The organism is Gammaproteobacteria bacterium (assembly GCA_015709615.1).
Taxonomy (GTDB): domain Bacteria; phylum Pseudomonadota; class Gammaproteobacteria; order Burkholderiales; family Nitrosomonadaceae; genus Nitrosomonas.
In genome coordinates this window covers 2685370-2705059 of record CP054179.1, presented here as the reverse complement: position 1 = coordinate 2705059, position 19690 = coordinate 2685370, and the positions used below count along the sequence as shown (strand labels likewise).

Genomic DNA, 19690 nt, shown 5'->3' with positions numbered 1-19690 from the left:
CACAGCATGGCCAGTCAATATATCGCATTGCCCAAAGGCGTATCGGAAAAAAACTTCGATGCGGCCATCCGTGATTTTCGCAAGGTCCTGGGCGATACTTCTGTACTCACCAGTGCGGAGCAGCTTGCGCCTTACATCAAGACGATGATGCCGGTTCCCGATAGCGACCATACGCCGTCCGCGGCATTACTGGCAACCACCGTCGAGCAAATCCAGAAAATCGTGGCGATTTGCAATCAGTACAAAGTACCGATCTGGATGATTTCCACCGGGAAAAATCTGGGTTATGGCTCGGCCGCTCCGGCAGAACGGGGTCAGGTGGTGCTTGATCTCAAGCGCATGAACCGCATCATCGAAGTGGACAAGGATCTGGCCTTTGCCTTGGTTGAACCGGGTGTCACCTATCAGCAACTCTACGATTACATCAAAGAACACAAATTGGGTTTATGGCTATCTATGCCCGCCCCTTCCGCCATCGCCGGGCCGGTGGGCAATACGCTGGATCGGGGCGTGGGTTACACACCTTATGGCGAGCACTTCCTATTTGCTTGCGGTATGGAAGTCGTGCTGGCGAATGGCGAGGTATTGCGCACTGGCATGGGTTCGATGCCTAATTCCAATACTTGGCAGGTCTTCAAATGGGGCTATGGCCCCTACTTGGATGGCATTTTCACGCAATCCAACTATGGCATCGTGACTAAATTCGGTTTTTGGCTGATGCCTGAACCACCGGCATTCAAGCCGTTTGTGATTCAATATCAGCATGAAGAAGATATCGTAGAAATTGTCGAAACGATTCGTCCGTTGCGTATCAGCGGTGTGATTCCCAACGCTGTGGTCATTGCCCATGCGCTCTATGAGGCGCCGGTGAAAGCCAAGCGCAGTGATTATGTGTCCGGACCGGGTTCAATTCCGGATGAAGCGGTGTATCGGATCATGAAAGATCACAAACTGGGCATCTGGAACGTCTATGCCGCACTCTATGGCACGCAGGAGCAGATTGATGTGAATTGGAACATCGTCACGCAAGCATTCGGTCAATCGGGCAAAGCTAAGATACTAACGGAACAGGAAGCCGGTGATGATCCCGCATTTGCTTACCGCGCCAAGCTCATGCGCGGAGAAATGACGTTGACGGAGTTTTCGCTGTATAACTGGCGCGGAGGTGGCGGGTCGATGTGGTTTGCGCCGGTTTCGCAAGCACGTGGCAGTGAAACCCTGAAACAAATGGCGCTGACCAAGCAAATATTGGCCAAGTATGGACTGGATTATTCCGGCGAATTCATCGTCGGCATGCGCGATATGCATCATATCGTCGACGTGCTGTACGACAAGACCGATCCTGAACAGACGAAAGCGGCTTACCAGTGCTTCGATGAACTGCTGACGGAATTTTCCGCGCGGGGGTATGGCACTTATCGCGTCAATACCGCCTTCATGAATAAAGTCGCCGAAACCTATGGTCCGGTGCAGCGGAAAGTACACAAAACGCTCAAGAAAGCGCTGGATCCCAATGGCATCATCGCGCCTGGGAAGTCAGGCATTCGCTAACTTTATCCTGAGCAAGCATGAAATAACGATCCCAAAGCGGAGGTGCACGTGAAAACAATCAAGGCAGCCGTTGTCCGCCAGCCAGGCGGGCCTTTCCAGATAGAAGAACTGGTACAGGATGAGCCACATTTTGATGAAGTGCGCGTGCGCATTGTCGCAACAGGAATGTGCCATACCGATATGGTCGCGCGCGATCAGCTTTATCAAGTGCCGCTTCCCATCGTGCTTGGACATGAAGGATCGGGGATAGTCGAGCAAATCGGCAGCAACGTGAAGAAAGTCGCGGTTGGCGATCACGTGGTGCTGACTTATATGTGGTGCGGTCACTGCAAGCCTTGTTTGAATGGTGATCTGACTTATTGCGAGCATTTTTATGCCCTGAATTTCAATGGCGCACGCGAAGATGGCAGCACATCAACCTTCACAGCCGGTAACACAGCGGAACCCATTCACGATCATTTCTTTGGGCAGTCGTCATTCGGCACCTTTGCGCTGGTGCACGAACGTAACGTCATCAAAGTACCCAACGATGCGCCCTTGGAGTTGCTCGGCCCGCTGGGCTGCGGCATTCAGACTGGCGCGGGAGCCGTGATAAATGCACTCAAGGTGAGTCCGGGCAGCAGTTTCGCGGCTTTTGGCGGCGGCGCAGTGGGACTCAGCGCTGTGATGGCGGCACGGGCTGCCGGCGCTACCACCATCATCTCGGCGGACGTGGTTCCTGCGAGATTGGCATTGGCGATGGAACTTGGAGCCACGCACACCATCAACAGCCGGGAAACCGATCCCGTCGAAGCGGTTCGTAAAATTACCGGTGGTGGCGCTGATTTCGCACTGGAATCCAGCGGACGCTCAGCCGTGCTGCGTCAGGCCATTGATGCGCTGGCTATCCGGGGAACATGCGGCATTGTCGGCGCACCTGCGTTGGGTACCGAAGCGAGCTTCGATGTGAACGGCGTGATGACGGCAGGGAAACGCATTATCGGCATCGTCGAAGGCGATAGCAAACCGGATCTTTTCATTCCGGCGCTGGTTGAGCTTTATCAGCAGGGAAGATTTCCTTTTGACAAGCTAGTGAAGTTTTACTCCCTCGATCAAATCAATCAAGCTGCTGAAGATAGCGAGAAGGGCATCACGATTAAACCGATTATCCGGCTAGAGTAAAAAATTTATCAACTTTCCTCCGAATATCTTCAACTGGATTTTGGGTAAAACAAACAGGGAAAATGCATTATGGAAAATAAAAAAGAATCTCCACCGCCTTATTCAAATTTCGATCAACTATTGATCAACGGTCAATGGCGGCACGGCAGGGGAACAAAGGTTCTAAGCGATCTGAATCCATACAATGGCAGCACGCTGGTTGAAATCCCCCATGCCAATCGCGATGACATGGATGAAGCCTATCGTGGCACCGCCAAGGCGCAGCGCGCATGGGCGGCATTACTGCCGGGCGAGCGCGCAGCCATCATGCGCCGCGCGGCGCAGATCATGGAAGCGCGGCGCGAAGAAATTGTGTCATGGATCATTCATGAATCCGGCGGCACGCGCATCAAAGCCAATCTGGAATGGAATGCCGTGCATGGCGTACTGCTCGAGGCAGCCACGCTGCCTTATTTGGTGGAAGGCCGGATTCTGCCCGCCGATATTCCCGGCAAGGAAAGCCGCATGTACCGTAAACCCGTCGGCGTTGTCGGTGTGATCAGCCCTTGGAATTGGCCATTCCAGCTCACCGCTCGTTCCGCAGCACCCGCGCTCGCGGTCGGTAATGCTGTCGTGGTCAAGCCAGCCAGCGATACCCCGGTAACGGGCGGACTGCTGTTTGCAAAAATCCTTGAAGAAGCAGAATTACCTCCTGGCGTACTCAGCGTTATCGTCGGCGCAGGCAGTGAGATTGGCGATGCCTTTGTCACTCACCCTATTCCTCGCGTCATATCGTTTACCGGCTCAACGCCCGTTGGCCGCAATATCGCAAAGCTAGCGGCTGAGGGCCCCATGCTAAAGCGACTTGAGTTGGAGCTGGGCGGGAATGGTCCGTTCGTGGTATTGAATGATGCCGACCTGGGGCAAGCTGTGGAAGCTGCCGTGTTTGGTAAATTTCTTCACCAGGGCCAAACCTGCATGAGCGTTAATCGTTTTATTATCGAGGATCGAATTCATGATGAGTTCGTCGAACGCTTTGCCGATCGTGTGCGTCAATTGAAAGCAGGTGACCCGAATGCGCCTGATACGATGATTGGACCTATTATCAATGAATCCCAGTTAAATGGCCTGCAACAACGGATCCGCGATGCTCTTTCAGCGGGGGCGCACCAAATGGTGGGTGGCGAAGCGCAAGGATTAGTACTTCCACCGCATGTATTTTCTCAAGTCACCAATCAGATGCCACTGGCGCAAACGGAATCGTTCGGCCCCATTGCACCGATCATACGTGCACACAATGAAGCCGAAGCATTGAGTATCGCCAATGACACCGATCTTGGGTTGGCTGCCGCGGTGTTTACGCAAGATGTCGAACGCGGTCTTCGATTCGCACAGCAGCTTGAATCCGGCATGGCGCATATCAATGATCAGCCAGTCAATGATCTACCTTATAACCCATTCGGCGGTGAGAAAAATTCAGGCGTCGGCCGTTTCAATGGGGCTTGGGCCGTGGCAGCATTCACGACTGATCAATGGGTCAGCATTCAGCATATACCGCGTCACTACCCCTTCAATGCCCGGAATATTACATAAGCTTCAAGCTATTGAAGCTCTTATCAAACACAATGTGGTGTCTGCAAAAATCCATGACTGCCGAGCAGCCCCACGCTGAAGAATGCCACCTTTGCAACCTTGGTAAATCTGTGAAATTCTCCTGACCCCGGTAATCCTCTAAAAAGCAACGCGATGATGATCACATCTTCACTGCATGCTACTTTTTCTGATCAGTCGTCTTATTTTCCTTTTTTTCCTTTGTAATCGGATTCTGAAGTCCATAACCCTCTTCTTTGGCTTTGTAACCGCCGTATGCACCAACCCCTCCCGCTGCAAGAAGCCAGCATCCCGATAGCATTGGAATCATGAGCAGAGTTACCATGCCATTTAATATCTTTGCTTTCATCGCAACCCTCCAGCAAAATTTATCAAAATCTCCCCCCTGTTTGCCATTCTAATACCGGCAATTTCAACAAGGGAATAAGCATAATGCTTATTTTAAGGATCTGGGTTAGTAGATGCGCTAATCTGTGGCCATATTTCCATAATAATTCGGACCATTAGTATAATCCCCACATCGCCCGGAAATAACAATGGGAGCCGTAGCTCCCATTGTTAATACCCCATCACTTTGAAGTATTACACTTCAGTTGCTTTTCTACGGCGCGCCATGAAGCCCGTTAAAACCAAGCCGGCCAATAGCATGGCATAAGTTTCAGGCTCGGGAACCGGAGTTACTTCAAATCCGGCGTACCTCACGTTGGATTGCGAATTGTTATAGAAACCGAATTGTCCTGATGTGAAAGTGGAATCCAAAACCGTGACATTCCATAATTCGGTGGCTCCCTGATTGATGACAATATGAATTTCTCCGGGATTGACGTTGTACTCCAGGTGGAATGTGTATAAAACATTGTCAACCCACCCCTTCGTACTGGAATGATTGGTCGCAAGCACACTCATATCGCCGAAATCAACCTGATTCTCCCAGAATTCCGCCAGCGATAAATCGGCAAGCCCATCGCCGGTTGCACCTTCAAATTTCTTGATGGTCATACCTTCCGCCGCTGTGCGGCCTACGTAGCCTTGCGATGCTTTTTTCCAGTCGAACAAATAAAAATTGCTGGAATTTTGATAACCGAATGCAAAACCCATGTAATCATCGTCGCCGGATGGTTTGACTTGCCAGGTGCCGTCAACGGTATAGCTGCTCAGGTTTTGGTTGTTCAAAAAGAACGACGGATCGGCATTCAGTTTTTGCTCAACTGCGGTATTGCCGGGTTCCAGCACCCAATTTCCGGCACCCTGTCCGCCTGGGTAATTCAGTGTCAATTCCGTCCACCCTGATAAATCGACAGGCGCTGCTTGTGCGGTAATTGAAGTGCACGATAGTAATCCTGCGATCGCCCAGTAGCGTAAATTTTTATTCTTCATGATAAAACCCCTCAAAATATTTTTATTATCACAAGATCTCTATTAATTCATTATCAATAGCTTACCTTGTTTATTTCCGGTAAAAATTTAACTCTTGACATTTTCACCGGGATTGATATTAAACCTTTCAAGCAATAATCTGAATAAGTATTTCACTTATTTTTCGAATCTTATTACTGCAAACCGGCAACAAAACCGCATTGCTGCCGGTTTGAAATCCGGCATTACGCATGGAGCAAAGCAACCGAGACCTATCCACACGCTAGGCGAGGCAGTGAGCGCCGAGCAAAGAAGTGATTCGCTCGTGCAGTCAATTAACCGGCATTTCCTTAATCTGCGTGACTAATGCGCGATGGCTCTTATACTCTAGTAGCGCTCATACGCCAGCACCGGCGCCAGCCAGCGTTCGGCTTCTTCCAGGGTCCAGCCTTTGCGCTTGGCGTAGTCTTCTACCTGATCCTTGCCGATTTTACCAACGGCGAAGAAAGACGATTCCGGGTGCGAGAAATAAAATCCCGACACCGCAGCCGTCGGCACCATGGCAAACGATTCGGTAATGACGATGCCAGCATTTTCGGTGGCGTTCAGCGTCGCAAACAACGGGCCTTTTTCGGTATGATCCGGGCACGCGGGATAACCCGGCGCAGGACGGATACCAAGGTATTCTTCGTTGATCAATTGCTCGTTGCTCAAGGTCTCATCCTTGGCATAGCCCCAGAATTCACGGCGCACGCGCATGTGCATATGTTCGGCGAAGGCTTCCGCCAGGCGATCGGCCAGCGCTTTCAGCACGATGGCGCTGTAATCGTCGTTGACCGCTTCGAATGCTTTGATGCGCTCATCGATGCCGAATCCCGCGCCGACTGCAAACAAGCCGATGGTATCTTGAATTCCGGTGTCCTTCGGCGCGATGTAATCCGCCAGGCAACGGTTCGGCTTGCCGCTCGGTTTCTGATCCTGCTGTCGCAGGCAGTGATACACCATCGCAATTTTGCTGCGGGTGGCATCGGTATAGATTTCAATGTCGTCGCCGACCGCATTCGCCGGGAAAAGACCGATCACGGCATTGGCGCTGAGCCACTTCTGCTCGACGATTTTCTTCAGCATGGCCTGCGCATCACGGAACAGTTGGCTGGCGGTTTCGCCAACCACTTCATCGGTCAGAATGTCGGGATAGCGCCCCGCCAGTTCCCATGCCTGGAAGAACGGTGTCCAGTCGATGAACGGCACGATTTTATCGAGTGGATAATTGTTCAGCGTGCGCACACCGATCAATTGCGGCTGATGCGGTTGGTAATTGGCCCAGTCGGTCTTGAACGCATTGGCGCGCGCTTCTTGCAGCGTCAGCAGTTTGGCCGGGCCTTTCTTATTTTTGTGCTGGGTGCGGACTTTTTCGTATTCGTCCTTGATGTTCTGCACGTAATTCGCGCGAAGGTCTTCCGACAGCAAATTGCTGCACACGCCGACCGCGCGGCTGGCGTCGGGAACCCACACCGTCGGCCCTTCGTAATGCGGCGCAATCTTAACAGCGGTATGCACGCGCGACGTCGTCGCACCACCGATCAGCAGCGGAATGGTGAATCCCTCGCGCTGCATTTCCTTAGCCACATGCGCCATTTCCTCGAGCGACGGCGTGATCAGCCCGGACAAGCCGATGATATCGGCATTTTCACGCCGCGCCATATCGAGAATCTGCGCGCTCGGCACCATGACGCCCATGTTGATCACTTCGTAATTGTTGCACTGCAATACCACCGCAACGATGTTCTTGCCGATGTCGTGCACATCGCCCTTGACCGTGGCGACGACGATCTTGCCTTTCGGTTTGTCGTCGCCGAGTAGTTTCTTCTCCGCTTCGATGTACGGCAACAGATACGCCACCGCCTGTTTCATCACTCGCGCCGATTTGACCACCTGCGGCAAAAACATTTTTCCGGCGCCGAACAAATCACCGACCACGCTCATGCCATCCATCAGCGGACCCTCGATGACTTGAATCGGCCGGCCGCCTTTTTTCTCGATCTCGGCACGCGCTTCTTCGGTATCGACTTCGATGAACGTGGCAATGCCTCTGACCAGCGCATGCGTCAAGCGCTGTTGCAACGGCTCATCACGCCATGCCAGATCTTCCACCTGTTCCTTTTTCTGCCCCTTGTACTGTTCGGCAAATTCGACCAGACGCTCGGTTGCATCCAGGCGGCGGTTCAGCAGCACATCTTCGACCTTTTCCAGCAATTCGGGCGGAATATCGGAATACACGCCGAGCTGCCCGGCGTTGACGATCCCCATCGTCATGCCGGCCCTGATCGCGTGATACAGGAAAGCGGTGTGAATCGCCTCGCGGATCGGCTCGTTGCCGCGGAAAGAGAACGACACGTTCGACACCCCGCCGCTGACCTTGGCGTACGGCAAAGTCTGCTTGATCGCGCGCGTCGCTTCGATGAAATCGACACCGTAGTTGTTGTGTTCCTCGATCCCTGTGGCGATGGCAAAAATGTTCGGATCGAAAATGATGTCCTCCGGCGGGAAGCCAACCTTGTCCACCAGAATGCGGTAACTGCGCGTGCAGATCTCGACCTTGCGCTGCAACGTATCCGCCTGCCCTTGCTCGTCGAACGCCATGACGATTACGGCGGCGCCATAGCGGCGCGCCAGCTTGGCGTGATGGATAAATTCTTCTTCACCTTCTTTCATGCTGATCGAGTTGATGACCGATTTGCCCTGAATACATTTCAAACCGGCCTGGATCACCGTCCACTTGCTCGAGTCCAGCATGATCGGCACCTTGCAGATATCCGGTTCGGCTGCCACCAGATTGAGGAACGTCACCATGGCCTTGTGCGAATCGAGCATGGCTTCGTCCATGTTGATGTCGATGATCTGCGCACCGTTTTCCACCTGGCTGCGCGCCACGTTCAGCGCTTCCGCATAGTTGTCGTTCAGGATCAGCCGGGCAAAAGCGCGTGAACCGGTCACGTTGGTGCGCTCACCGACGTTTACGAACAGCGAATCGTCACCGATGTTCAATGGTTCCAGACCCGACAGCCGCAATTTTTTCGGAATGTCGGGAATCTTGCGCGGTGCGATAGGTGCAACCGCTTGCGCAATGGCTTTGATATGTGCCGGCGTGGTGCCGCAACAGCCGCCGACAATATTGACGAAACCGTCTTGTGCAAAGCCTTTGATCTGGCTGGCGGTATATTCCGGCGATTCGTCATAGCCAGTCTCGGACAAAGGATTCGGCAGACCTGCATTGGGATGCACGCTGATGTATACGTTCGCCACACCGGCCAGTTCCTCGATATACGGACGCATCAGTTCGGCGCCCAGCGCGCAGTTGATACCCACCGACAATGGCCGGGTGTGGCTGACCGAGTTCCAGAAGGCTTCCGGCGTCTGTCCTGACAAGGTGCGCCCCGAAGCATCGGTGATCGTCACCGAAATCATGACCGGCAAGCGTATGCCGTGATCCTCGAAAAATTGATCGATGGCAAACAGCGCCGCCTTGGCGTTCAGTGAATCGAAAATGGTTTCCACCAGCAAAATGTCCGCACCGCCATCGACCAGCCCGCGGATCGACTCGGTGTAGTCGGTGACCAGTTGATCGAACGAAATATTGCGAAAACCGGGGTCGTTGACATCGGGGGAAATCGATGCGGTTTTGGTGGTTGGACCGATCACACCGGCGACAAAACGCGGCTTGTTGGGTGTTTTGGCTTCATATTCTTGTGCCGCATCGCGCGCCAATTTAGCAGCGGCGACATTCAATTCGTACACCAGATCCTGCATGTGGTAATCCGCCATCGACACCGCGTTAGAATTGAACGTGTTGGTCTCGATGATATCCGCACCCGCTTCCAGATAACCGGCGTGAATCGAGCGGATGATGTCCGGTTGCGTCAGCGTCAGCAGATCGTTGTTACCCTTCAGGTCATGCGCAAAATCCGCAAAACGCTGTCCGCGGAAATCCGCCTCGGTGAGTTTGAAGGTTTGAATCATGGTGCCCATCGCACCATCCAGAATCAGGATGCGCTGGGAAAATAAACTTTCCAATAAAGCTGTGCGGGATTCTCTCGTCATGGATTCAATGATGTTGTAATTAGATGAAGGGGCATTATACCTGAGACGGTTTGATCTATTGGTAAGGGAAAAAGCAGGATTACACACTTCTTTATCCTGTGAATCGCCTTACTCCGCCAAAAAAATACGAACCCTATTAATACCGGCTTGTAGAACTTAAAATGATAACATTCTCCTTTGGAGCATATGCTATGGGTATAGCAACTGCAAGCGGTATCCTAATGCGCCTAAATTCGTGCTGTCGAAATCCAGCCGGACATCGATTTCCTGCTGCGGCTGAATGAATTGCCGTGTGTTATCCTCTTCCGGCAAGTATTCCACGGCGGTAAAGATGCGGCTGGCAATGATTTGTCCCTGTGCATCCAGTAACAATAGTTGCAAAGCCGGAAGAGCTTGCGGGAAAAGCGCATGATTGCTGATGGTGGCACGCATGGTGGTGACTTCCGGCTGGCGCGCGGGATTTTTCTGTAAATCGGATGATTCGATACCGAGCTGCCGGATGTCTTGCGGGTAAGGCACCTGACAGCCGATGAGCGCACAATAGTGCTCCAGATGAGGCCGGGTTTCCGGTTTGATCATGGTCAGTTTCGTGCGATTGGCGAATGCGACCTGGCCGATTAAGACCAACAGCAACAATAGGCTGGCCCATCCCCAGGCACTCGATGATTGCCTTGCCGGTTCATCGTCAAATAAGCCAGCGGATGATTCCGCATCGGTTTGTTCCCAGCCCGGGGTTTCGTTATCTTCATGCGGCGCAGGCAGGTATGTTTCTACCGCCGCTTCGGTTTTCACGGCCGGTTGCAGCGGATATTCGAGCGCCGATTCATTCACGGTAATCAATGTAGCGAATCCGTTGAAAACCCGCTGACAATGCCCGCACCGCACATCGCCGCCGTGCGCTTGCAGTTGCGCGGCATTGACGCGAAAAGTCGTGCCGCAACCGGGGCAAAGTGTCACCAACGCCATGAATCACCCGCAGTATGCAATCGCATGCAAAAGCACCGCTAATGAACAACGGAATTATACGGCTTACTTACCTTCAAGCCAGGAACGGCCATTATTTCACCTTTTGCTACCGGTTAACAGCACCCAGCCTTCCTGTTCGCCGGCGATGTTCATATTGAACCATTGCTGATAAGTATCTCTGACTTCCTCGGCTTGCTCCTCCAGTATCCCGGATAAAACGATATGGCCGTGTGGCCGGACAATCTGTGCAAGCAGCGGCGCCAGTAGAATCAAAGGATTCGCCAGGATATTGGCGACCAAGACGTCCGTTTGTTCCGCCGCTTGCAAATTCCATTCCGTGACTTGATATGCCGTTGCAAAATGAAATCCCGACGGATCGCACTGATTACGCAGCGCGTTTTCCTCGCTGGCTTTGATCGCTTGGGGATCGATATCGATACCGGTGACATGCTGCGCGCCCAGCTTTAGCGCCGCAATGGCGAGTATGCCCGAACCGCAGCCATAATCCACGACGGTAGCGCCCGGCTGCAAATTCTGATCCAGCCAGCGCAAACATAATTGTGTCGTGGGATGACTCCCGGTACCGAAAGCCAATCCGGGATCGAGTATCAAGTTGATGGCCGCAGGATCGGGCGATGCGTGCCAGGTCGGCACAATCCACAAACGCGCCGAGATTTGAATCGGATCGAATTGCGATTGCGTCAGGCGCACCCAATCCTGTTCTTCGATCCGCTCAACACGGTGATTGAGCGGTTGATCCGTTTGCGCGATGGACGCGACATTACGCAGAATCTCAACGATATCCGCGTCTGCATTGAACAGCGCGGAAACTTCCGCGTGCTGCCAGATTTCTCCGCTGGGTTCGCCAGGCTCGCCGAACAGCATCTGTTCGTCTGCCGTATCGGCGGCGGCATCGTGAATATCCACCGACAATGCACCCTGTTCCAGCAGCGCATCGCTCAGTGTTTCGGCGTGCGCCGCATCCGTTTCGATAATCAGTGTCACCCAGGACATGCGGCGGGATAAGAATTGTTAACGGAAGAATCGAGCCGGATATGCTTGCCTGTCAATTCGATTTGTTATGCAACGCGAGCTTTTGCTCTAAATAGTGAATCGAAGCGCCGCCGCGCAAAAAGGTGGCATCGTTGAGCAGATCGCGGTGCAGTGGAATGTTCGTTTTAATACCGGTGATCACCATTTCCGACAATGCGATACGCATACGGGCGATCGCCTGTTCGCGCGTGTCGCCGTAGGTGATAATCTTGCCGATCATGGAATCGTAATACGGCGGCACCATGTAATTGTGGTAAACGTGCGAATCCACGCGCACCCCCGGCCCGCCCGGCGCATGATATTGCGTAATGCGTCCGGCGGATGGCGTCAGCTTATAGGCATCCTCGGCATTAATGCGGCATTCGATCGCATGCCCTTTCATGACGATGTCTTTCTGCTTGACCGGCAGCACAACACCGGCTGCAACGTTGATTTGTGCCTGCACCAGATCGATGCCGGTCACCGCTTCGGTGACCGGATGCTCAACCTGCAAACGCGTGTTCATTTCGATGAAATAAAATTCGTTGTTCTCGAACAAAAACTCAAATGTGCCAACACCGCGATATTTGATGCGGCGACACGCTTCCGCGCAACGCTCGCCGATTTTGTCGCGTAATTTTTCCGGTATGCCGGGTGCCGGCGCCTCTTCCAGAATTTTCTGATGGCGGCGCTGCATGGAGCAATCGCGTTCTCCCAGATGCACGGCATTGCCATACTCATCGATTAATAATTGAAACTCGATATGACGAGGATTTTCAAGAAATTTTTCCGCATACACCACCGGATTGCCAAATGCGGTCTGTGCTTCGTTGCGTGTCACGATGATCGCATTCGATAGCGCAGCTTCGGTATGCACCACGCGCATGCCGCGCCCGCCGCCGCCGCCAGCCGCTTTAATGATGATCGGATAACCGATTTCGCGCGCAATCTTCTTGATCTCATCGATGTCTTCCGGCAACGCGCCGTCCGATCCCGGCACGCAAGGCACACCGGCTTTTTTCATGGCATTCTTCGCGCTGACCTTGTCACCCATCAAACGGATGGTTTCCGGACGCGGACCGATAAACACGAAGCCGCTTTTTTCCACGCGCTCGGCAAAATCGGCGTTTTCCGACAGAAACCCATAGCCGGGATGAATCGCCTCGGAATCGGTCACCTCGGCCGCGCTGATGATGGCCGGTACGTTTAAATAACTGTGCGCCGCCGCCGCCGGGCCGATGCACACCGACTCATCGGCCAATTTGACGTACTTCGCTTCCGCATCCGCTTCGGAATGCACGGCAACTGTCTTGATACCCATCGCACGGCAAGCGCGCTGTATCCGCAAAGCGATTTCGCCGCGATTGGCAATAAGGATTTTTTCAAACATAGAATTTAGCCTTTATTCAGACTATTGGATGACGAATAAAGGCTCGCCGTATTCGACCGGTTGACCGTTTTCCAGCAAGATCGCTTTAATCACCCCGCTTTTATCGGCTTCAATCTCATTCAACAGTTTCATCGCTTCAATGATGCACAAGGTATCGCCTTCCTTAACTCTTTGCCCGACCTCCACGAAAGCATTGGCACCCGGAGATGGCGCGCGATAAAACGTACCGACCATCGGTGACTTGACAACATGTCCCTCGGGGATTGAACTCTTGTCGGAACCATTGCCTTCTGCGGCTTTATCCACATCCGGTGCAGCAGCTGGCACTGGTTGCTGAACCGGTGCCATAACCGGCTGCATGGCGGGCGGCATGAATGCATAGTTCTGCACGCCGGAACCCGACTTGCTGATGCGAACTTTCTCCTCGCCCTCGGTAATTTCCAGTTCCGCGATACTCGACTCTTCAACCAGCTCAATGAGCTTCTTAAGCTTTCTTAAATCCATTTTCAATCTCCCGAGACGATGTCTCGTTTTAAGGTAGTGTTAGCACTGAAAAACAATGTTACTGAATGTAAAAATGAGCAAAATGACGGCATCGCAAAAGAATTGAAATTACAGAAAGAAATTAACGTATAAACCGGCGGATCAATAAGAGGTCATCGCATATTCCAGCGCAAGCTCATAGCCTTTTGCCCCCAAACCGCTGATCACACCGACTGCCAGATCTGAAAAATAAGATCGCTGGCGGAAAGGTTCGCGCGCATAAACATTCGATAAATGCACTTCAATGAATGGCAGCTTCACGGCGGCAAGTGCATCGCGCATCGCCACGCTGGTATGGGTGTATGCAGCCGGGTTGATAATAATAAAATCCGTCCCGTCATGCATTGTTTGCTGAATCCTGTCGATCAATGCAGATTCCGCATTATTCTGAAAAAAATCCAGCCTAATCCCTTTATTTTCAGTTAGCTTGCTTAAATTTCTGTTAATATCCTGAAGTGTAACAGCACCATAAATATCCGGCTCGCGCACTCCCAGCAAATTCAAATTTGGGCCATGCATGATCAAAATATTTTGCACTTTTACACTTTTTAAGTCCATTTTAATAATTATGGACTCTTATACTAAAAATGTACAGATTTTAACGAAATTAGCCGAACTTAAACGAATATTTGTTAAAAATATTGAACCTAGATCTTCAATAAATTAGGTGTGCATTATTCAAAAGACATAACAAGAGAAAGCATGCACAATCTTGAATTCAATTCTTTATCATTTGCCGGCAACCCTCCAACCATCTATAATACGCCGCTCAATTTGCATTCAGGCTGTTGTAGCTCAGTTGGTAGAGCAACTGATTCGTAATCAGTAGGTCGGAGGTTCGACTCCTCTCAACAGCACCATAAAACAAAGACTTAGAAACATAACCGAACCGCTTTTACTTCGATTGTGTCAAATTTGTGCCATTAAGTACGTTATCCACGATTCTGGCATGTTGAGCAAATTGCTCTGGAGCTAGATGCGCATAACGTCTTACCATCTCAGCAGATTCCCATGCGCCCATCTCCTGAATGACATTTAATGGCACACCATTCTGAGTTAACCAACTTGCCCAAGTATGGCGCAAATCATGCCAGCGAAAATCTTCAATACCTGCACGTTTTAACGCTTTATACCAAGCTTTTGTATTAACTTGGATGATTGGTCTGCCCTTGTAACTAAATACTGACTTGGGATTCTTGCCGATCTGTTTGGTTAATACTGCTATAGCCGTCGCATTGAGCGTTACATGAATCGGCTTTCCAGCTTTAGCCTGATCACCGTGAATCCATGCAACATTTCGTTGCATATCCACTTGCGACCATTCCAGTTTCGTGACATTCGACCGTCTCAACCCTGTAGCTAATGAAAACCTTACAATATCCGCCAAATGTTCCGGCAATTCCTGGATAAGCAAATTTGCTTGCTCTGCACTTAAATAACGTACTCGGCGCTTTGCTTCACGATACAGCTTGATAACAGGGGGCTTATCAATCCATTCCCAATCTAAAGCAGATCGCCGCAAGATCGCACGAATTAGCGCCAATAAGCGATTAGCTGTTGCTGGACTTGATTGCTGAAGCTTTAGCTCACCAATGTTTGCGATTACATCACGAGTCAACTCATCCAGATACTTGCCTCTGAAGAACTGTTGGATCCAGTTTATTTTAGCCACATCTTCATGATGTGACTTTTTATGTTGCGTCTCCATCAGCCATTTATAAGCCGCCTCATCCCAAGTTCGCCTTGGCTTATCCCCCAGTCTTGCAACGCGCCAGGACTCCGCTTTCAACTTGTCGTGGAATTCTTGCGCCTGGGTTTTATCTTCAGTTGCAGCAGAGCATCTAACTCGCTCGCCGCTTGGTGTGGTGAAACTAATCCACCACGTCTTACCACGTTTACAGAGTGACATAATTGTTTCTCCTCATGTCCCACTTGCAACGCTTGCCGGGTGCAAGCATATAACGAGCGAATGTGGTCGGCAAGATCATCTTCAATAAATGCCCATCGTTTACCTAATTTTGCACCCGGAATAATTCCTGCTTTAGCGCGACGGCGCACTTCTTCAGGGTGCAATTTCAAGAATTGGGCAGCTTCACTTAAATTTAATGTTCTCATGCGCCATTCCATTGCATTGTTAAAAAAGATTAGCTATAACAAAATCAAAAATATGGTTACAACCGAAATTAAGAGTAAGGTTGATGCCATCAAATTGATAATGGCCGCCTGCCTGGAAATTCTGGTCAGCTCATAAATCTCCTGACCCTCTCCACTTTTTATCCTTTCATCAATCAGCTGAATACAGCTTTCCAGGAATTGGTCTCGTGTTAATTGCGCGTTACCCATGGATGAACTAATAATGGCATTGGATTTCTTGGTCGAATATTCACACCACCGATTAAAGTTTTCTTCCAATATCGCCTGGTAATTTCTTAACAGCTCAGCATGGGCTTCTTTATTTTGTTCCAGCAATACTTCGTTGAGTGTATGCATCATCAATACCGGATCATCCTGCGACAAAACTATTCCATGCTCTGACGCTATTCTTTCAATGAGCGCATCTAATTTGTCGGCACTCATGTTAGAACTGCCGCTACATTTTCAATATTGGTAAAAAGCTGCCTGCGGATAATCGTTAACCTTTGGCGTACCATCACCGGCAAAGAACTATTTTTAAGCGCTTCATCAAAGGTAAATTTTGATTGCAGGATTTCGCTTAAATCTTTGCCGAAAGTCTCAGGCTTGTAGTGCGGAATTCGGATAATGGCTGATACTCGGGCTTTGTTATCCACATACGCTTTCATTTCTTCGAACTGTTTGCCATTCATGGTGATTTCTCCCCAATAGGGATTTAACCAGACAACGAACAGTGCTTCCTTGGGGAATTGTTTAATCAGATGCACAAACCCATTCAATGTGTCCAGTAAAGCCTGACTACCCGTGATGACGGTATGCACAACCAATTCATGCCCCATATCCAAAAGTAAGGCGGGTATCTGGTTGCTGATGAGATAATGTGACATCGGTACAAAGGTGCTGGCACCATTATCAATAATGACGTCATTGTCTGCTTTAGCTATCAATTCAATTAAATCATCAAACTTTCTCGGATCAATCTCATCATTGTTCATCACATTAATCTGCTTAACATTGAGCTTTTTAAATCCATAAAAAGTGGCATTAACCGGGTCTGTATCAATGCATAATGGATTGCCGCCTTTGGCAAACTTATGTTGTGCTAGCGTGGATGATATGAACGATTTGCCTACTCCGCCCTTCCCTTGCAAAATCATATGTATTTTAGCCATCAGACCAACTCCTCTTTTTCAGTTGCAGAATTAAAACGAAATCCTTCATGATTACTCCCAGCTGTCTTTTCTTGATCAATGCGCGAATGATGCTTTCTGTCCTCCCCAATATGTCGATTGACCAAAGTCCTGAACCATTGATAAGAACATTTGATCTTCTCTTCCTGGTGCAAAATGTTCCAGATTTGGCGAATCGTCCAACCATCCTTTAATGCCTGCTCAATATCAGGCTTCAACGCGATGAACGCCGGTAAAAATTGCTTACCGGTACTTTTGTTTTTATCCGCATAAAGTGCGATTCGATCTGATAAGGATTTAGTCATCACACAATTTCCACAAAAATATTTATCTTGGCGTCCAAACAGCTTTTTGATTTTTTGCTTTCCTTTCTGTTTCTTTTTGTTGTTTTCAATTTCTTTGAGTTTCTTATTCTTTCTTTTTGTTTCCAAGTCACTGTTATTTAGTTGAATCAAGCTTCTTTCAAGTATTTTTATACTGATTGAAATTATGATATAACGAAAGTAATCTATTTGCAAACATCGATTATAGTGTTAGTATATTTCTTGAAACTCACAGAACCGGGCAAGATATGTGGAGATGGCCATCTCCACTCCAACTTATTTGCACTCTGTGCTCAACGTTGATCTTGCTCTTCGAGGAAAACCGAAATGATTACCCAAAAGAACCCCAAGACAATCGGAAAAGAAAGAAGAGATAAGAAGCTTAGGGTTCCTGTTTTGCCAATCGAGGAAGCTGAAATAAAGACTAAGGCGCAGGATGCCGGATTAACCGTTGCCGAGTATCTGCGCAATCTGGGCCTGGGTTATCAAGTACCCAGTATTGTTGACAGCAGACAGGTAGATAGCCTGCTAAAAATTAACGGTGATCTTGGCAGATTGGGTGGATTGATCAAACTTTGGCTTACCAACGACAAGCGTACAAAATTGATTGGCAAGTCACAGTTGCATATGACCTTGGACAGTATCCGAAATACGCAAAGCACGATGCTGGATGTCATTATGAAGCTTAAAAAATAACTTTCGGAATAGTCCTTTTTGACTTAAGCAGCTTAAATACGATGATCGCTAAAATCATACCCATCAAATGTGTGCGCAAAAGCAGCTTTTCTGTGCTGATACAGTACTTAACTGATCCCCAAGACAAGAGTGAACGTGTCAGCCAGATCAAGGTATCAAACTGCTATACAGACGATCTAATGGCTGGCTTACTTGAAATTCAGAACACGCAGGAAATGAACACGCGCGCCAAATCAGACAAAACCTGTCATTTGGTGCTGAGTTTCCCTGAAGGAGAGCGTTCATCCCTTGCTGATCTGAATGCCATTGAAGAGCGATTTTGCGAGGCTCTGGGTTTTGTTGGCCATCAACGCATCAGCGTAGTCCACGATGACACCAATAACCTGCACGTGCATATTGCGATTAACAAGATACATCCTATAAACCTCACAATCCATAACCCTTACTATGACTACAAAAAAGTAGCAAAGCTTTGTGAGCAGATTGAACAGGAATATGGTTTAACAAAAGTTAATCATGAAACTTTAAGTGATAAAGCCTCCAGAGTGGCTCAGGAAATTGAAACCAGAACAGGGGTGGAGAGTTTATTGGGCTGGATCAGGCGTGAGTGCTTGAATGAATTGAAGCAGTCGGACAACTGGCAGGATTTGCATCAGGTTCTAGCTAGACATGGCCTTGAAATCAAGGAACGTGGCAACGGGTTTGTATTGGTTGCCAACAATGGTGTGGCTGTTAAAGCCAGTTCGGTTGACCGTTCTCTCTCCAAAGGCAATTTGACCCAAAGACTGGGCGCTTTTGTATCTGGTGAGCATTCTGTTCAATCTTCAAGTCCAGACACCAAACAATACCAGCCAAGACCGCTACAAAATCAAATGGATACTTCAAAGCTCTATTCAAGATACCAGCAAGAGCAAGCGAATAGCGTCAGACATCGTTCAAGCCAGTGGGTTATGTTGCGCCAAAACAGAGATCGATTAATAAAACGCGCCAAACAGGAAGCAAAACTCAAGCGCAACCTCATTAAAAACATCAAAGCCGGGAGATTGGCAAAGAAAGCGCTATACGCAACCGCACATCAGCAGTTCAAAACAACGATAGCAGTCATTAAAAATGATTACCAGAAAGCCTACCAGCACTCTAAAACCCGTCATTCCAGAATGGGGTGGTTGGATTGGCTAGCATTTGAGGCCAAAAATGGTAATGCTGAAGCATTAGGTGTTTTGCGATCCAGAAGAACCGGTCAATTTAAAGGCAACCAAATATCGGCCAAGCAAAGCCATGATTGTTTCAGCACCGACCGGGACTTCAAGGATAGTTTTGATGAATCGATTACCAAAATCGGTACAGTCACTTATAAAGCAGGATCAACCACCATCCGCGATGACGGCAAACGGCTCATCGTTCTGCCGGATACATCGCGTGAGGCATTGGCAGACATTTTGCAAGTGGCCATGAAGAAGTACGGCTGCCACCTGGCGATCAATGGAACTGAATCGTTTCGTCTTGAGATAGCACAGGTCGCAGTACAAAACCAAATGCACGTGACTTTTGATGATAAGGCACTGGAACAATACCGTCAGCGATTAATGAAACAGCACAGGGTCAATAAAGCGCAATCGGCAGGTCAAAAACGATCCGTTACCTAAACCACTCGAAGG

The 19690-nt window shown here is 49.8% G+C and carries 17 protein-coding genes and 1 tRNA gene; 6 read left to right on the top strand and 12 right to left on the bottom strand.

What is annotated here, in order from left to right; translation table 11 throughout:
* The first annotated feature begins 6 nt into the window (after positions 1 to 6).
* The 3 genes from HRU77_12855 (at position 7) to HRU77_12845 (ending at position 4284) form a co-directional block, all read left to right on the top strand.
* On the top strand, positions 7 to 1551 hold the full coding sequence (locus HRU77_12855; GenBank protein QOJ21488.1) for an FAD-binding oxidoreductase: 1545 nt from the start codon (positions 7 to 9) through the stop codon (positions 1549 to 1551).
* 48 nt (positions 1552 to 1599) lie between these two features.
* A complete protein-coding gene (locus tag HRU77_12850; GenBank protein QOJ21487.1) occupies positions 1600 to 2712 on the top strand; it encodes an NAD(P)-dependent alcohol dehydrogenase in 1113 nt (370 codons plus the stop codon).
* A gap of 69 nt (positions 2713 to 2781) precedes the next feature.
* Positions 2782 to 4284 (top strand): aldehyde dehydrogenase family protein, encoded by a 1503-nt coding sequence (locus tag HRU77_12845; protein ID QOJ21486.1) that lies wholly within the window; start codon positions 2782 to 2784, stop codon positions 4282 to 4284.
* A gap of 178 nt (positions 4285 to 4462) precedes the next feature.
* On the opposite strand, the gene HRU77_12840 is transcribed toward HRU77_12845, so the two are convergent.
* The 8 genes from HRU77_12840 to aroQ all read right to left on the bottom strand — a co-directional run bounded on the left by HRU77_12840 (position 4463) and on the right by aroQ (position 14248).
* On the bottom strand, positions 4463 to 4651 hold the full coding sequence (locus HRU77_12840) for a hypothetical protein (GenBank protein QOJ21485.1): 189 nt from the start codon (positions 4649 to 4651) through the stop codon (positions 4463 to 4465).
* 233 nt (positions 4652 to 4884) lie between these two features.
* Positions 4885 to 5679, bottom strand: coding sequence for a PEP-CTERM sorting domain-containing protein (locus HRU77_12835; protein QOJ21484.1), 795 nt, complete (start codon positions 5677 to 5679; stop codon positions 4885 to 4887).
* Positions 5680 to 6045: 366 nt separating this feature from the next.
* On the bottom strand, positions 6046 to 9759 hold the full coding sequence (metH, locus tag HRU77_12830) for a methionine synthase (GenBank protein ID QOJ21483.1): 3714 nt from the start codon (positions 9757 to 9759) through the stop codon (positions 6046 to 6048).
* 189 nt (positions 9760 to 9948) lie between these two features.
* A complete protein-coding gene (locus HRU77_12825; protein ID QOJ21482.1) occupies positions 9949 to 10725 on the bottom strand; it encodes a zinc-ribbon domain-containing protein in 777 nt (258 codons plus the stop codon).
* Positions 10726 to 10821: 96 nt separating this feature from the next.
* Positions 10822 to 11739 (bottom strand): 50S ribosomal protein L11 methyltransferase, encoded by a 918-nt coding sequence (prmA, locus tag HRU77_12820; GenBank protein ID QOJ21481.1) that lies wholly within the window; start codon positions 11737 to 11739, stop codon positions 10822 to 10824.
* 52 nt (positions 11740 to 11791) lie between these two features.
* Positions 11792 to 13147: an acetyl-CoA carboxylase biotin carboxylase subunit gene (gene accC, locus HRU77_12815; protein ID QOJ21480.1), complete on the bottom strand. Its 1356-nt coding sequence runs from the start codon at positions 13145 to 13147 to the stop codon at positions 11792 to 11794.
* 21 nt (positions 13148 to 13168) lie between these two features.
* Positions 13169 to 13651 carry an acetyl-CoA carboxylase biotin carboxyl carrier protein gene (locus HRU77_12810; GenBank protein ID QOJ21479.1) on the bottom strand — a complete coding sequence of 161 codons (483 nt, stop codon included), beginning with the start codon at positions 13649 to 13651 and terminating at the stop codon, positions 13169 to 13171.
* Between the two features lie 141 nt (positions 13652 to 13792).
* Positions 13793 to 14248 carry a type II 3-dehydroquinate dehydratase gene (gene aroQ, locus HRU77_12805; GenBank protein QOJ21478.1) on the bottom strand — a complete coding sequence of 152 codons (456 nt, stop codon included), beginning with the start codon at positions 14246 to 14248 and terminating at the stop codon, positions 13793 to 13795.
* Between the two features lie 226 nt (positions 14249 to 14474).
* Between aroQ and HRU77_12800 the strand changes: the two genes are divergently transcribed.
* Positions 14475 to 14550, top strand: a tRNA-Thr gene (locus HRU77_12800).
* A 35-nt stretch (positions 14551 to 14585) separates the two neighbouring features.
* Here the strand turns inward: HRU77_12800 and HRU77_12795 are convergent.
* The 4 genes from HRU77_12795 to HRU77_12780 form a co-directional block, all read right to left on the bottom strand.
* Complete coding sequence (locus tag HRU77_12795; protein QOJ21477.1) at positions 14586 to 15599, bottom strand: site-specific integrase; 1014 nt, start codon at positions 15597 to 15599, stop codon at positions 14586 to 14588.
* Between the two features lie 239 nt (positions 15600 to 15838).
* Positions 15839 to 16267, bottom strand: a complete 429-nt coding sequence (locus tag HRU77_12790) for a conjugal transfer protein TraM (GenBank protein QOJ21476.1) — start codon at positions 16265 to 16267, stop codon at positions 15839 to 15841.
* Positions 16264 to 16995, bottom strand: a complete 732-nt coding sequence (locus HRU77_12785; protein ID QOJ21475.1) for a conjugal transfer protein TraL — start codon at positions 16993 to 16995, stop codon at positions 16264 to 16266. Before HRU77_12785 ends, HRU77_12790 begins: the two co-directional genes overlap by 4 nt.
* Positions 16995 to 17468, bottom strand: a complete 474-nt coding sequence (locus HRU77_12780; protein QOJ21474.1) for a hypothetical protein — start codon at positions 17466 to 17468, stop codon at positions 16995 to 16997. Before HRU77_12780 ends, HRU77_12785 begins: the two co-directional genes overlap by 1 nt.
* 195 nt (positions 17469 to 17663) lie before the next feature.
* On the opposite strand from HRU77_12780, the gene traJ reads away from it, so the two are divergent.
* Together traJ and HRU77_12770 are read left to right on the top strand one after the other, a co-directional pair.
* Positions 17664 to 18032: a conjugal transfer transcriptional regulator TraJ gene (gene traJ / locus HRU77_12775; protein QOJ21473.1), complete on the top strand. Its 369-nt coding sequence runs from the start codon at positions 17664 to 17666 to the stop codon at positions 18030 to 18032.
* A 41-nt stretch (positions 18033 to 18073) separates the two neighbouring features.
* On the top strand, positions 18074 to 19678 hold the full coding sequence (locus HRU77_12770; GenBank protein QOJ21472.1) for a relaxase/mobilization nuclease domain-containing protein: 1605 nt from the start codon (positions 18074 to 18076) through the stop codon (positions 19676 to 19678).
* Positions 19679 to 19690 lie beyond the last annotated feature (12 nt).

Excerpts from the sequence above, each read along its gene's own strand:
- HRU77_12855 (QOJ21488.1), top strand. The coding sequence starts at position 7 with ATGGCCAGTCAATATATCGCATTGCCCAAAGGCGTATCGGAAAAAAAC.
- HRU77_12845 (QOJ21486.1), top strand. The coding sequence starts at position 2,782 with ATGGAAAATAAAAAAGAATCTCCACCGCCTTATTCAAATTTCGATCAA.
- HRU77_12840 (QOJ21485.1), bottom strand. The coding sequence starts at position 4,651 with ATGAAAGCAAAGATATTAAATGGCATGGTAACTCTGCTCATGATTCCA.
- HRU77_12835 (QOJ21484.1), bottom strand. The coding sequence starts at position 5,679 with ATGAAGAATAAAAATTTACGCTACTGGGCGATCGCAGGATTACTATCG.
- metH (QOJ21483.1), bottom strand. The coding sequence starts at position 9,759 with ATGACGAGAGAATCCCGCACAGCTTTATTGGAAAGTTTATTTTCCCAG.
- HRU77_12825 (QOJ21482.1), bottom strand. The coding sequence starts at position 10,725 with ATGGCGTTGGTGACACTTTGCCCCGGTTGCGGCACGACTTTTCGCGTC.
- prmA (QOJ21481.1), bottom strand. The coding sequence starts at position 11,739 with ATGTCCTGGGTGACACTGATTATCGAAACGGATGCGGCGCACGCCGAA.
- accC (QOJ21480.1), bottom strand. The coding sequence starts at position 13,147 with ATGTTTGAAAAAATCCTTATTGCCAATCGCGGCGAAATCGCTTTGCGG.
- HRU77_12810 (QOJ21479.1), bottom strand. The coding sequence starts at position 13,651 with ATGGATTTAAGAAAGCTTAAGAAGCTCATTGAGCTGGTTGAAGAGTCG.
- aroQ (QOJ21478.1), bottom strand. The coding sequence starts at position 14,248 with ATGGACTTAAAAAGTGTAAAAGTGCAAAATATTTTGATCATGCATGGC.
- HRU77_12795 (QOJ21477.1), bottom strand. The coding sequence starts at position 15,599 with ATGTCACTCTGTAAACGTGGTAAGACGTGGTGGATTAGTTTCACCACA.
- HRU77_12790 (QOJ21476.1), bottom strand. The coding sequence starts at position 16,267 with ATGAGTGCCGACAAATTAGATGCGCTCATTGAAAGAATAGCGTCAGAG.
- HRU77_12785 (QOJ21475.1), bottom strand. The coding sequence starts at position 16,995 with ATGGCTAAAATACATATGATTTTGCAAGGGAAGGGCGGAGTAGGCAAA.
- traJ (QOJ21473.1), top strand. The coding sequence starts at position 17,664 with ATGATTACCCAAAAGAACCCCAAGACAATCGGAAAAGAAAGAAGAGAT.
- HRU77_12770 (QOJ21472.1), top strand. The coding sequence starts at position 18,074 with ATGATCGCTAAAATCATACCCATCAAATGTGTGCGCAAAAGCAGCTTT.